The sequence below is a fragment of the Streptomyces sp. 11-1-2 genome (assembly GCF_003595545.1).
GTDB classification, from domain to species: domain Bacteria; phylum Actinomycetota; class Actinomycetes; order Streptomycetales; family Streptomycetaceae; genus Streptomyces; species Streptomyces hygroscopicus_B.
Genome location: NZ_CP022545.1, coordinates 10,648,683 through 10,661,187, shown reverse-complemented (window position 1 = coordinate 10,661,187; position 12,505 = coordinate 10,648,683). Strand labels below are relative to the sequence as shown.

Genomic DNA, 12,505 nt, shown 5'->3' with positions numbered 1-12,505 from the left:
TACGGATCGCGTCGGACACCCGAGACAATACATCGACTTCGATGTATTGCGCCTGCGAGGTACAGCGGTCATGCGGCACAATGCGGTCATGCTCGAACTCGCCATCCTGGGCTTCCTCCACGACGTCCCCCTGCACGGTTACGAGTTGCGCAAGCGCATCGCCGCGCTGACCGGACATGTGAAACCCGTGGCCGAGAGCACCCTCTACCCGGCGATCAAGCGGCTGGAGAAGGCCGGACTGCTGGCCCGCCGGACCCAGCCGGGCGCGGGAGCCGCGCCCCGGCACGTCCTCACGCTGACCCCCGAGGGACATGCGGAGCTGCGCCACCGCCTCGCGCATCCGGCGGACATCGACATCACCGACGAGAACCGCTGGTTCACCCTGCTGGCGTTCCTGCGGCATCTCGACGACCCGTCGGCACAGGCGGAGCTGCTGGAGCGCCGGATGGCCTTTCTGCGGCAGCCGTCGAGCTTTTTCTACGAGGGCGACCGTCCGCTGCGGGCCGAAGAGGTGGAGGACCCCTTCCGGCGCGGCATCCTCACCATCGCCCGGGCCACCAGCCAGGCCGAACTGTCCTGGCTGCGGCGCACGCTCGACACGCTCCGCGCGGCGACCGACGACTGAGGACCGACCGCGACCCGATGTCTCGACTCCATGGCTACTGGGTGGTTAAGGTGCGCGACGACGGATCGCCCTTCGGATCCGCATGCGCAAGAGGAGGCTGTCGTGCCCGCCACGGAGGAGTCAGGCGACGAGGCACTGTATGTGCTGACCGCGGTGCTGCTGACACCCGCTCAATTCCCGAGCGTGCTCGGTGACGACTATCCCGAGGCATGTGCCGTGCTCGGGCTGGAGCCGTACGAGACCGGCTACGGACTGGTGCTGGGGCAGGACGGCGGCGGTGCCCGCTGGACGGTGGTCACCGACGATGTGTCACTCGTGGCGTGTGCCATCGCGACCTGGGACTGCGGTATGGAGTACGCCCTGGCCATCGACGACCGGACAGTGGCCGCCTCCCTTCCCGGCTGGCCACTCGCGGTGGCCGTGGCCGCCCCGGGCGTACCGGCTCCCCATGACCCCGCTCCCGGCGCCGAACTGGGGGCGGACGCCTCCCGGGCGCCGCTGACACCACCGGACTCCGAGCGGTGGGGCCCGGCCCAGCGGCGGCTGGGTGCCGATGAGATCGCGCTCCAGTGGGCGATCTGGCGTGAGCAGGTCGACAGCGACGTGACGTTCGTGGCCCCGGGCGAGAGGCCGCACGGGGGCGTACGGCGAGTGCTCGAGGAGGCGCGCGGCTATCTGGCCTCGCCCCCGCCGGCGGGCCGGATCCGTTCGGCGTTCGCCTCCGGTGACGCGCGGACCCTCCGGGCCGACGGGCCGGGCTGGAGCATGGTGGCCCGGACCGACGACATCGCCTTCGTGCTGCTGGACGACGCTCCGGGCGAGGTGCTGCCGGTCGGCCGTGGCCCCGAGCTGCCGGAGCTGCTGACGGCCCTGGACAAGCTGGCCATGCGACCTCACTGAGAGCACGACCTCGCCGATACCTGAGCGGTCGGCCGGGCAACCCCACTGAGAACCTGAGCGCCCTCCTCCGTCCGGGCCGGTCAAGGACGACGAGCGCATGGCCCGCCTTCCTTACGGTCGCCATGGCCCACTGCGCCCGTCCGGGCCATGGACGCCGCCCCGGGCCTCAGCGAGACATGACCGCTCCCCCCCAGCCGGCCGAGCCCCGAACGGGGTCGCGGGCGGTCCGCGATCGGTGCTGCACGGTCACTCCCGGGTGCGCGCCGCCCGTGACCCCGAGCCCGGCCGGCCGCCTTCCGCGGCCGCGCTCGGCGGCCGGCTGCTTCAGCGGCCCAGCTGCTTACGGGAGACCCTGTGCAACCTGCGGCGCTGGGAGGAGTCGAGCAGCAGATAGGCCGCCGCCGGCACTCCCACGATCACCAGCAGCGCCGCCCAGAAGGGCAACACCCAGAGCAGGATCACACCTGCCACCACACCACCGGTGGCGACCTTCGCGCGTGTGGACATTTCACCCGCCTCCTTCACGGCCCATAGCCGCACTCACTCCACACAACGGACACCGACGGCACCCGGTTCCTCCTCGCGCCGTCTTCCTGTACCCTCGGGCGGCCCGGGCTCCACTAGTCAAATTTGAGGAACGCTCAGCGCTGTGACCCCACCCTCCGCGGCAACACCCTCCGACGTCGCCGAACTCTCCCGCTGCACCGCGGTCTTCCTTCCCGGTGATCCGGCACGCACCGGCCGGATCGCGTTCTGGCGGCCAGACGGCTCCACCCCTTCCGGTCCCACCACCGGCTCCGCCGAGGAGCTGAAGGTCGCCGTCCCGGTGGACGGCGCCGACGACGGCTCCACCGGCCCCGCCCCCACCGGCCTCGAGGTCCGGACACGGACCGTACGGGCGTTCGTGCTGCCCCTCGGCGAGGCGCTGCCGGTGCTCACCCGCGCCCGGGCGCGGGCCGCACAGGCCGGTCCGGGCCAGTGCGACCCGGCCACGGCCTTCTGGGGCGCCGCGGCCGTACTCGCCCTCCAGCTCGCGGCCCGCGGAAAGCTGCTGCCCGGGCTCACCGCCACCGACCACGACGCCTGGCGCGTCGGCCCGCTCACCCCCGACGACCTGACACGGGTGCGTGAGCTGGCCGCCGCCATGCCGCCCAGCGCGCACGCGACGCCGCTGCCCGCCTCCGGCCCGGTGCTGCTGCCCGAGCCCGAGCGGCATCTGCGCGCGTTCCTGGACGCGGTGGCGGACGGGCTGCCGCGCTCGCCCGCCGCGGCGCCGGCCGCGGGCGGACCCGCTTTCGCCGCCACCGCACCACGGCGGCTGCCCGAACAGCGGGCCTGGGCCGCCGATGTGGCCGCCGGGCATGACGCGGGGGTGCGGCTCTCGGTCCGTATCGAGCTGCTGCACGGCGGCGGTGGGAACGGTAAGGCGGACAGGCCGCATTTCCGTGCCGTCCTCCAGCTGCACAGTCTGACCGACCCGGCGCTGGTCGCGGACGCCGCCGAGGTCTGGGCGGGCACCTCGCCCGTCATCCCGGCCCTCGGTCCGCGCGCCCGTATGGACGCGTTGCTGACCCTGCGGCGCGCGGCGCGCGCCTGGGCGCCGCTCGCCCCGCTGCTGTCGGCCGCCGTGCCCGACGCCCTGGACCTCGCCGACGAGGAGGTCGCCGAGCTGCTCGGCCCGGCGGCCGGGGCGCTGGACGCGGCCGGGGTCCAGGTGCACTGGCCCAGGGAGCTGGCCCGCGGGCTCACCGCACGTGCCGTCATCGGCCCGGACGACGAGGCTCAGGACGACGCCGGGCCCCGGTTCCCCGCCTTCCTCTCCGCCGACGCGCTGCTGCGCTTCAGCTGGCGGTTCGCCGTGGGCGACCAGGAGCTCACCCGCGCCGAGCTGGACCAGCTCGCCGAGGCCAGCCGGCCGGTGGTGCGGTTGCGCGACCAATGGGTCCTCCTCGACCCCGAAGCGGCCCGCCGCGTCCGCGACCGGCAGGACCGCAAGCTCACCCCCGCCGACGCCCTCGGTGCCGTCCTTACCGGTCGCGCGGAAGCCGACGGCACCGAGGTGGAAGTGCGGCCCACCGGCTGGCTGGAGGCCCTGCGGGACCAACTCGCCGACCCCGAGGGGGCCGCCGGCGCACAGCCGCCGCCCGTGTCCCAGCCGGCCGCTCTGGCCGCCACGCTGCGCGACTATCAGCTTCGCGGCCTGGACTGGCTGGTCCGTATGACCTCGATCGGCCTCGGCGGCTGTCTCGCCGACGACATGGGGCTCGGCAAGACCATCACCCTGATCGCCCTCCATCTGCACCGCCGATCCATCCCCGAAGCCTCCGGGCCCACTCTGGTGGTCTGCCCCACCTCACTGATGGGCAATTGGCGGCGCGAGATCGAGAGGTTCGCGCCGGGCACCCCGGTGCGCCGCTTCCACGGCCCCGCGCGCAGCCTGGACGGCCTCGCGGACGGCGAGTTCGTCCTCACCACCTACGGCACGATGCGGCTCGACGCGCAGCGGCTGGCCGAGGCCGGGCCGTGGGGCATGGTGGTCGCGGACGAGGCGCAGCATGTGAAGAACCCGTTCTCGGCGACGGCACGGGAGCTGCGCACCATCGGCGCGCAGGCCCGCGTGGCGCTCTCCGGAACCCCCATCGAGAACAACCTCTCCGAGCTGTGGGCGATCCTCGACTGGACCACACCGGGAGTGCTGGGCACCCATGGTGCGTTCCGCAGGCGCTACGCCCAGGCCGTGGAGAGCGGAAGCGACCCCGAGGCCGCCGCGCGGCTGGCGAAACTGGTCCGCCCCTTTCTGCTCAGGCGCCGCAAGTCGGACCCCGGTATCGCCCCCGAGCTGCCGCCGAAGACCGAGACGGACCGGGCCGTCGCGCTTACCAAGGAGCAGGCGGGGCTCTACGAGGCGGTGGTGCGCGAGATCCTCGCCGAGATCTCCGGCACCGGCGGTCTCGTCCGGCGCGGGCTCATCGTCAAGCTCCTCACCGGTCTGAAGCAGATCTGCAATCACCCGGCGCAGTATCTGAAGGAGGACCGGCCCGTGATCCCCGGGCGCTCCGGCAAGCTGGAGCTGCTCGACGAGTTGCTGGACACCATCCTGGCCGAGGGCGCGAGCGTCCTGGTCTTCACCCAGTACGTCCAGATGGCGCGCATCCTGGAGGGCCATCTGGCCGCGCGCGGGGTGCCGACCCAGCTACTGCACGGCGGTACGCCGGTGGCGCGGCGCGAGGAGATGGTGCGGAGCTTCCAGGACGGCGAGGTCCCGGTGTTCCTGCTGTCGCTGAAGGCGGCGGGCACGGGGCTCAATCTCACCCGGGCCGGGCATGTCGTGCACTACGACCGCTGGTGGAACCCGGCCGTCGAGGCCCAGGCCACCGACCGCGCGTACCGCATCGGCCAGACTCAGCCGGTGCAGGTCCACCGCATCATCGCGGAGGGCACCGTGGAGGACCGCATCGCCGCGATGCTGACGCGCAAGCAGGAGCTGGCGGACGCCGTGCTCGGCTCCGGCGAGGGCGCGCTGACCGAACTGACCGACGCCGAGCTGGCAGAGCTCGTGGAACTGCGGGGGACCGAACGATGAGCCGTGCCGAGGTCGAGCGCACCTTCGCCGCCCTGCCGCCCGCCCGCGGCCGCGGCTTCGCCGGGACCTGGTGGGGCCAGGCATGGCTGAAGGCCCTGGAGGACACGGCGCTGGACGGAGAGCAGCTGAGGCGCGGCCGCAAGCAGGCGCGCGAGGGCGCGGTGGGCGCGGTGTGCGTACGTCCGGGCCGGGTCACCGGCGTGGTGCGGGACCGCGACCGCACGCCTTACCGATCCGACGTACTGCTGCGGGAGTTCACCGAGGCGGAATGGGACCGGCTGCTGGGGGTGGTCGCGGACCGCTCCGGCCATATCGCCGCCCTGCTGGACCGCGACATGCCCCCGCAGTTGGCCGAGGACGCGGCGGCCGTGGGAGTCGAACTGCTGCCGGGGATAGGCGATCTGGAGCCGGAGTGCGGCTGCGAGGCGTGGGACCACTGCCTGCACACCGCCGCGCTGTGCTACCAACTGGCCAGGCTGCTGGACGAGGATCCGTATCTGCTGCTGCTGATGCGCGGACGCGGGGAGCGGGAGCTGCTGGACGAGCTCCAGGTGCGCAGCGCGGCGCGGGCCGCCCCGCACCTCCCGCGGACGGCGGAGGACGTCTCTCCCCCTGCCCCGGAGGGCGTACCGGCCCGGGAGGCGTTCGCCGCGGCCGGTCCGCCGCCGCTGCCCGCACCGCCGCCCGCCGTCGCGGCGCCCGGCCGTCCTCCGGCGCTGGCGGGCGGCACGGACCCGGCCGAGGGGCTGGACGTCGCCGCGCTGGAGTTCCTGGCGGCGGACGCCGCCGTACGCGCCCAGCGGCTGCTGGCCGAGGCACTCTCGCCCGGCCACGCCTCCTCCCCGGTCCCGGTGGCACTGACGGTGTGGCAGGACACGGTGCGGCTGACCGCTGCCGGTCCCCCGGCCCCGATCGCCGCCCGGCTCGCGGCCGGTTGCGGGCGTGACCGCGCCGATCTGGCGCGGGCCGTCCGTGCCTGGGAGCACGGCGGGGCCGCCGCGCTCACCGTTCTGGAGGAGGAGTGGACGCCGAACGCGGCAGCCCTCGCGCGTGCCCGTGTGCAGCTCGCCGCCGCCTGGGAGGATGACGAGCGGGCGCCCGGGCTGCGCGCCGCGGGGAACCGCTGGACGGTGGTGGGCGCCGATCTCCAGGTGCGCTACGGACGCGACGGCCGCTGGTGGCCGTACCGCAAGGAACACGGCCGCTGGTGGCCGGCGGGCCCGGCCGGACACGACCCGGCCGCGGCGCTGGCGATGCCCGGCTCCGACGGTTGACGCGGCGCGCGGCCGGTGGCGGCATCCCTCCGCCACCGGCCGCGCGCCGGGAAGCCGCCCAGCGTCGACTGCGCGCCCGTAAGGGAGAAGCGCCAGTGAGTGGCCCCCGGCCATCAACCCATCGCGGAGGCGGCCTCGGGGTTGCCCCTTCCAGGCCCGCCGTCCCTTGGCCGGTGAGGGCGGACAGGACGGCTGGAAGATCCTGCCGGGCCGAAGGCGGCGGGCGGCAACCTTTGGGTGGGCCGTGGAGACCGTAAGGGCGTCAACCCCCTCGGCACGTCTCCACGGGACGGAGTCACCGACCATGACCCTCAGCCCACGGCGCCCCCGGCGGCGCCGCCCCGCTCCGCTCATCGGCTCCCTGGCCCTTGCCACCGGCGTCGGGCTCGTCGCCGCCCCGGCCGCCGGCTGGCTCGGCGACGGCGCCCGGGCCCATGCCGCCACTCCCCCGGCCGCGGCGGCCACCATCGTGGTGGCCAAGGACGGCAGCGGTAACTACACCACCGTGCAGGCGGCTGTCGACGCGGTGCCGGCCAACAACCCGTCCGCCCTCACCATCTCCGTCAAGCCCGGTACGTACCGCGAGACGGTGAAGGTCCCCGCCAACAAGCCGCATATCCGGCTGGTGGGCACGACGAGCGGCAAGAACGATGTGACGATCGTCTACAACAACGCCTCCGGCACCCCCAAGCCCGGCGGAGGCACCTACGGCACCAGCGGCAGTGCGACCGTCGCCGTCGAGGCCGATGACTTCCAGGCCCGCAATCTGCAGTTCGTGAACGACTTCAACGAGGCCAACAGCGCCATCACCGACAAGCAGGCGGTCGCGCTGCGCACCGCGGGCGACCGGATCGTCCTGGACAACATCGGGGCGGTCGGGGACCAGGACACCCTGCTGCTGGACTCCGCGAGCAAGTCCGCCGTCGGCCGGGTGTACATCAACAACGCCTGGATCCAGGGGAACGTCGACTTCATCTTCGGCCGTGCCTCCGCCGTCATCAACAAGTCGGCGATCCGGCTCGCCAAGCGCTACGACGGCAGCTCCGGCGGCTATGTCGCGGCGCCCTCGACGGCGGCCGGAAAGAAGGGCTTCCTGTTCATCAACAGCAACATCACCGGGGATGTCAGCAGCCGGTCGTTCTACCTCGGCCGCCCCTGGCACGCGGGCGGCGACGCCAGTCTCGATCCGCAGGCGATCGTCCGCAATACGGATCTGTCAGCGGCGATCAAGACCACTCCGTGGACGGACATGAGCGGCTTCTCCTGGAAGGACGACCGCTTCGGGGAGTACAAGAACACCGGCGCCGGTTCCGGTGCGGCGAGTACCGACCGGCCGCAGCTGACCGACGCCCAGGCCGCGGACTACGAGATCGCCGACTGGCTCGGCGGCTGGCAGCCGTCGGCCTGACGATGAGCCCCGGCCGCCGGTCCCGTCGGGGGGCGGGACCGGCGGCCGGACGCGGTCAGCCGCGCGCGGCGAGCAGATGGTCCATGGCGAGCTGGTCCAGGCGCTCGAAGGCCATACCGCGCTCGGCGGCCGCCTCGACGTCGAAGTCCTCGAAGGCGGTGCGGTCCGCGAGCAGCGCCGCCGGGGTCTCGCCCTCCCCGAGGGTCGGCTCGCCCAGCTGGTCCAGACGCGAGGCGCGCAGCGCCTCCTGGACCTCGGGGTCGGCGCGGAAGGCGGCCGCCCGCTCCTTGAGGATGAGGTAGTTGCGCATGCAGCCCGCCGCCGAGGCCCAGACGCCCGAGATGTCCTCGGTGCGCGGGGGCTTGAAGTCGAAGTGGCGCGGACCCTCGTAGCCACCCGTCTCCAGCAGGTCGACCAGCCAGAAGGCGGCCCGCAGATCGCCCGCGCCGAACCGCAGGTCCTGGTCGTACTTGATGCCGTTCTGGCCGTTGAGGTCGATGTGGAAGAGCTTGCCCGCCCACAGTGCCTGCGCGATGCCGTGCGGGAAGTTCAGCCCGGCCATCTGCTCGTGGCCGACCTCCGGGTTGACTCCGTACAGCTCGGGCCGCTCCAGCCGCTCGATGAAGGCCAGCGCGTGGCCGACGGTCGGCAGCAGGATGTCGCCGCGCGGCTCGTTGGGCTTGGGTTCGATGGCGAAGCGCAGATCGTAGCCCTGCTCGGTGACGTAGGCGCCGAGCAGGTCGAACGCCTCCTTCATCCGGTCGAGCGCGGCGCGCACGTCCTTGGCACCCCCGGACTCCGCGCCCTCGCGGCCGCCCCAGGCCACATAGGTCTTGGCGCCCAGTTCGGCGGCGAGGTCGATGTTGCGCATGGTCTTGCGCAGCGCGTAGCGGCGCACATCGCGGTCGTTGGCGGTGAAGGCGCCGTCCTTGAAGACGGGATGGGTGAAGAGGTTGGTGGTGGCCATGGGCACGGTCATCCCGGTGGCGTCCAGGGCCTGCCGGAAGCGCTTGATATGCGATTCGCGCTCGGTCGCCGAGGCCCCGAAGGGGATGAGGTCGTCGTCGTGGAAGGTGACGCCGTACGCGCCGAGTTCGGCGAGCCGGGTCACGGACTCCACGGGGTCGAGCGCCGGGCGGGTGGCGTCCCCGAACGGGTCCCGGCCCTGCCAGCCGACCGTCCACAGTCCGAAGGTGAACCTGTCCTCGGGGGTGGGGTTGTAGCTCATCGCGGCTCCCTCGCCTATTTCGTCATGGCGCTTTACAAATTAGTATGCGCGAGCATTCCGGGGAAGCCCCGTTTCACCCGCACACCGCACCACCCATGGACACAAGGGAGAGCGCGAGATGGCAGCAGCAGCCGTGCCCGTGCCGCAAGGACCGCTCGTCGTCGGCGTGGACAGCTCCACGCAAGCGACCAAGGCGCTCGTCGTCGACTCCGCGACCGGCACGGTCGTCGCCCGGGGACAGGCCCCGCACACCGTCGGCGGCGGCAGCGACGGCACCGGTAAGGAGTCCGTCCCCGAGCAGTGGTGGGAGGCGCTGACCGAGGCGCTGCGCCAGTGCGGCAGCCCGGCCCGGGAGGCGGCCGCGGTCTCCGTGGGCGGCCAGCAGCACGGTCTGGTCACGCTGGACGCCTCGGGCCGCTCGGTGCGGCCCGCGCTGCTGTGGAACGATGTGCGCTCCGCGCCGCAGCGCGACCGGCTCATCGAGGAGCTGGGCGGCCCGAAGGCATGGGCGGAGCGGATCGGCAGTGTGCCCGCGCCCGCCTTCACCGTCACCAAGTGGGCCTGGCTCAGGGAGAACGAGCCGGAGGCGGCCCGCGCCACCGCGGCCGTCCGGCTCCCCCACGACTACCTCACCGAGCGGCTCACCGGCTACGGAACCACCGACCGGGGCGACGCCTCGGGCACCGGCTGGTGGTCCTCGGCCACCGAGTCCTACGACGAGGAGATCCTGGACCGGGCCGGGCTCTCCCCCGAGCTGCTGCCGCGAGTGCTGCGCCACGGCGAGGCCGCCGGGACCGTACGGGAGCTGCCCGATCTGCCGCTGCCCACCGGCGCCCTGGTGGCCACCGGCACGGGCGACAACATGGCGGCCGCTCTGGGGCTCGGCCTGCGCCCGGGGCAGCCGGTGCTCAGCCTGGGCACCTCCGGCACCGTCTACGCGGTCTCGGCCCGCCGGCCCGCCGACCCCACCGGGGTGGTCGCGGGGTTCGCCGACACGCGGGACGCCTGGCTGCCGCTGGCGTGCACGCTCAACTGCACGCTCGCGGTGGACCGGATCGCGGCACTGCTGGGCCGCGACCGGGAGGCGGTGGACGCGGGCGGCTCGGCCGTGCTGCTGCCGTTCCTCGACGGCGAGCGCACCCCTCATCTGCCACACGCCTCGGGGCTGCTGCACGGTCTGCGTCACGACACCACACCGGGGCAGGTGCTCCAGGCCGCCTACGACGGGGCCGTCTTCGCCCTGCTCACCGCGCTGGACCAGGTGCTGGACGCGGACGCGGCGCCCGACGCCCCGCTGTTGCTCATAGGGGGTGGCGCCAAGGGCACGGCGTGGCGGGAGACGGTCCGGCGGCTGAGCGGACGCCCGGTTCAGGTGCCCCGGGCCGGGGAGCTGGTCGCCCTCGGGGCCGCCGCGCAGGCCGCGGGGCTGGTTCTGGGCGAGGACCCGGCGGCGGTGGCGCGGCGCTGGGCGACTGCCGACGGGCCGTCCTACGGTCCGGTGCCCCGCGACGAGGCGGCGCTGGAGCGGCTCTCCCGAGTGCTGGCGGACGCGGACGGCCTGCTGCGCCACGCGTAGCGCCGTACGGCTCGCGTGAACGCCGTACGGCTCGCGTGAGCACCGTACGGCGGCGGCCGGGCGGACCGGTGTCGTAGTGGCCCGGCACAATGAGCGGATCGGGCGAGAGGAGACGGATTCAGGTGGCAGCGCCACTGCCCAACACCCAGCAGGCGATGCGCCGGCGCAATCTCTCCCTCGTGCTGCACTCCGTGGCCGCCCACGGCCCGCTGTCCCGTGCGTCGGTGGCGGCCCGCGTGGGGCTCACCCGGGCCGCCGTCTCCACGCTCGTCGACGAGCTGATCCGGGACGGGCTGCTGGTCGAGCTGGGCCCCTCCCGGCCCGGTACGGTCGGCCGCCCCGGCAGCGCCCTGCAGCTCAATGAGCGCGGTCCGGCCGGACTCGGCGCGGAGATCGGGGTGGACCATCTCGCGGTGTGCGCGGTGGACCTCGCCGGGCGGGTGCGGGCCCGCACCCAGATAGCGTCGGCGAACCGCGACCGTGCACCGGCCCCGGTACTCACCCAGCTCTCCTCCCTGGTCCGGCAGGTCGCGGCGGAGGCGGAGCTGGGCGGGCTGCGGCCGGTGGGGCTCGCGGTGGCGGTGCCCGGTCTGGTGGCGCGGGACTCGTCGCTGGTCGTCCGCGCCCCCAACCTGGGCTGGGAGGGGGTGGACATCGGCCCCGAGCTGCGCGCGGCGCTGCCCGGGCTGCCGGTCACCGTCGACAACGAGGCGAATCTGAGCGCGCTCGCCGAGCTGTGGCGGGGCGGCCACGACCCGGCACCCCAGGACTTCATCCATGTCTCGGCCGAGATCGGCATCGGCGCCGCGGTCGTGCTGGAGGGACAACTGCTGCGCGGCACTCACGGTTTCGCGGGCGAGCTGGGCCATGTGCCGGTGCGTCCCGAAGGGCCCGAGTGCGCCTGCGGCGGCCGCGGCTGCCTGGAGCAGTACGCGGGCGAGGAGGCGGTGCTGCGGGCGAGCGGCCTGTCCCCCGAGCAGGCCGCGGCCCAGCACCCGGGCCCCGGCGGCCGTATCACCGTGCTGGCCGTAAGGGCGGCGAGCGGCGACCAGCGAGTGCGGCGTGCGCTGCGCGGCGCGGGCTCGGCGCTCGGGATCGCCCTCGCGGGCGCGGTGAACCTCCTGGACCCGGAGAAGGTGGTGCTCGGCGGCGCGCTGACGCCGCTGGCGCCCTGGCTGCTGCCCGCCCTGGAGCGGGAGTTGGGACGGCGGCTCACCGACCCGGCCCGTCCGGGCAGCGGCGCGGTGACCGTCTCCCGGCTCGGCCCGGACGGTCCACTGCTGGGCGCGGCCAACTCGGTGGTGCAGGCGGTCCTCGACGATCCGGCGGGGTTCCGGGACCCCGCCGGAGCCGGAGAGCCGGCCGGGGTCAGAGGAAGCGATGCATGATGTGCAGCCCCACATAGCCCTTCGTGGGGTGGTCGAACGCCTTGGGGACGGTGCCGATGACCTCGAAGCCCAGTGAGCGCCACAGCGCCACCGCCCGGGTGTTGCTCTCCACCACGGCGTTGAACTGCATCGCCTTGTAGCCCTCGGCGCGCGCCCACTCCAGGACATGCTCCCCCAGGGCCCGGCCCACACCGCGCCCGCCCTGCTCGGGCGCGACCATGAAGCTGGCCCCCGCGATATGCGCGCCGGGCCCCATCTGGTTGGGGTTCATCTTGGCCGAGCCCAGGACCGTACCGTCGGGGTCGGTGGCGACGACGGTACGGCTCGGGGGCTCCGGCATCCAGATGTCGCGGGCCCGGTCCTCGTCCAGGTCGCGAGGGTAGGTGTAGGTCTCGCCCGCGGCGAGAATGCGGCGCAGGAAGGCCCAGATGGCGGGCCAGTCCTCGGCGGTGGCAGTCCTGATGAGCATGCGGGGCAGCATGGCGGTGCGGGCGACGGCGCGCGAGAGATTTTCCCGGCCGCC

10 protein-coding genes are annotated in these 12,505 nt (G+C 73.8%); 7 read left to right on the top strand and 3 right to left on the bottom strand.

All coding sequences use genetic code 11. From position 1 onward, the window contains the following. The first annotated feature begins 88 nt into the window (after positions 1-88). Together CGL27_RS45660 and CGL27_RS45655 are read left to right on the top strand one after the other, a co-directional pair. Positions 89-625 carry a PadR family transcriptional regulator gene (locus tag CGL27_RS45660; RefSeq protein ID WP_119994874.1) on the top strand — a complete coding sequence of 179 codons (537 nt, stop codon included), beginning with the start codon at positions 89-91 and terminating at the stop codon, positions 623-625. Positions 626-727: 102 nt separating this feature from the next. After that, positions 728-1,525: a hypothetical protein gene (locus CGL27_RS45655; protein WP_119993542.1), complete on the top strand. Its 798-nt coding sequence runs from the start codon at positions 728-730 to the stop codon at positions 1,523-1,525. 324 nt (positions 1,526-1,849) lie between these two features. Here the strand turns inward: CGL27_RS45655 and CGL27_RS45645 are convergent, their stop codons facing one another. Next, positions 1,850-2,032 carry a hypothetical protein gene (locus CGL27_RS45645; RefSeq protein WP_014057263.1) on the bottom strand — a complete coding sequence of 61 codons (183 nt, stop codon included), beginning with the start codon at positions 2,030-2,032 and terminating at the stop codon, positions 1,850-1,852. A gap of 142 nt (positions 2,033-2,174) precedes the next feature. On the opposite strand from CGL27_RS45645, the gene CGL27_RS45640 reads away from it, so the two are divergent. The 3 genes from CGL27_RS45640 (at position 2,175) to CGL27_RS45630 (ending at position 7,790) form a co-directional block, all read left to right on the top strand. Beyond that, positions 2,175-5,108 (top strand): DEAD/DEAH box helicase, encoded by a 2,934-nt coding sequence (locus CGL27_RS45640; RefSeq protein ID WP_119993540.1) that lies wholly within the window; start codon positions 2,175-2,177, stop codon positions 5,106-5,108. Next, a complete protein-coding gene (locus CGL27_RS45635; protein WP_119993538.1) occupies positions 5,105-6,382 on the top strand; it encodes an SWF or SNF family helicase in 1,278 nt (425 codons plus the stop codon). The genes CGL27_RS45640 and CGL27_RS45635 overlap by 4 nt, the downstream gene beginning before the upstream one ends. Before the next feature lie 304 nt (positions 6,383-6,686). Beyond that, a complete protein-coding gene (locus tag CGL27_RS45630) occupies positions 6,687-7,790 on the top strand; it encodes a pectinesterase family protein (RefSeq protein WP_119993537.1) in 1,104 nt (367 codons plus the stop codon). A gap of 55 nt (positions 7,791-7,845) precedes the next feature. Here the strand turns inward: CGL27_RS45630 and xylA are convergent, their stop codons facing one another. Next, positions 7,846-9,018, bottom strand: a complete 1,173-nt coding sequence (xylA, locus tag CGL27_RS45625) for a xylose isomerase (RefSeq protein WP_014057259.1) — start codon at positions 9,016-9,018, stop codon at positions 7,846-7,848. Positions 9,019-9,136: 118 nt separating this feature from the next. On the opposite strand from xylA, the gene xylB reads away from it, so the two are divergent. Beyond that, positions 9,137-10,594 carry a xylulokinase gene (gene xylB / locus CGL27_RS45620; protein WP_119993535.1) on the top strand — a complete coding sequence of 486 codons (1,458 nt, stop codon included), beginning with the start codon at positions 9,137-9,139 and terminating at the stop codon, positions 10,592-10,594. A 155-nt stretch (positions 10,595-10,749) separates the two neighbouring features. Beyond that, a complete protein-coding gene (locus CGL27_RS45615; protein ID WP_240451064.1) occupies positions 10,750-11,982 on the top strand; it encodes an ROK family transcriptional regulator in 1,233 nt (410 codons plus the stop codon). On the opposite strand, the gene CGL27_RS45610 is transcribed toward CGL27_RS45615, so the two are convergent. Further along, complete coding sequence (locus CGL27_RS45610) at positions 11,963-12,451, bottom strand: GNAT family N-acetyltransferase (RefSeq protein ID WP_237299467.1); 489 nt, start codon at positions 12,449-12,451, stop codon at positions 11,963-11,965. The genes CGL27_RS45615 and CGL27_RS45610 overlap by 20 nt on opposite strands. Positions 12,452-12,505: the final 54 nt, after the last annotated feature.

What these genes read in the sequence shown, in the direction of transcription:
- CGL27_RS45660 (WP_119994874.1), top strand. Translation starts at nt 89, where the DNA reads ATGCTCGAACTCGCCATCCTGGGCTTCCTCCACGACGTCCCCCTGCAC.
- CGL27_RS45645 (WP_014057263.1), bottom strand. Translation starts at nt 2,032, where the DNA reads ATGTCCACACGCGCGAAGGTCGCCACCGGTGGTGTGGTGGCAGGTGTG.
- CGL27_RS45635 (WP_119993538.1), top strand. Translation starts at nt 5,105, where the DNA reads ATGAGCCGTGCCGAGGTCGAGCGCACCTTCGCCGCCCTGCCGCCCGCC.
- CGL27_RS45630 (WP_119993537.1), top strand. Translation starts at nt 6,687, where the DNA reads ATGACCCTCAGCCCACGGCGCCCCCGGCGGCGCCGCCCCGCTCCGCTC.
- xylA (WP_014057259.1), bottom strand. Translation starts at nt 9,018, where the DNA reads ATGAGCTACAACCCCACCCCCGAGGACAGGTTCACCTTCGGACTGTGG.
- xylB (WP_119993535.1), top strand. Translation starts at nt 9,137, where the DNA reads ATGGCAGCAGCAGCCGTGCCCGTGCCGCAAGGACCGCTCGTCGTCGGC.
- CGL27_RS45615 (WP_240451064.1), top strand. Translation starts at nt 10,750, where the DNA reads ATGCGCCGGCGCAATCTCTCCCTCGTGCTGCACTCCGTGGCCGCCCAC.
- CGL27_RS45610 (WP_237299467.1), bottom strand. Translation starts at nt 12,451, where the DNA reads ATGCTCATCAGGACTGCCACCGCCGAGGACTGGCCCGCCATCTGGGCC.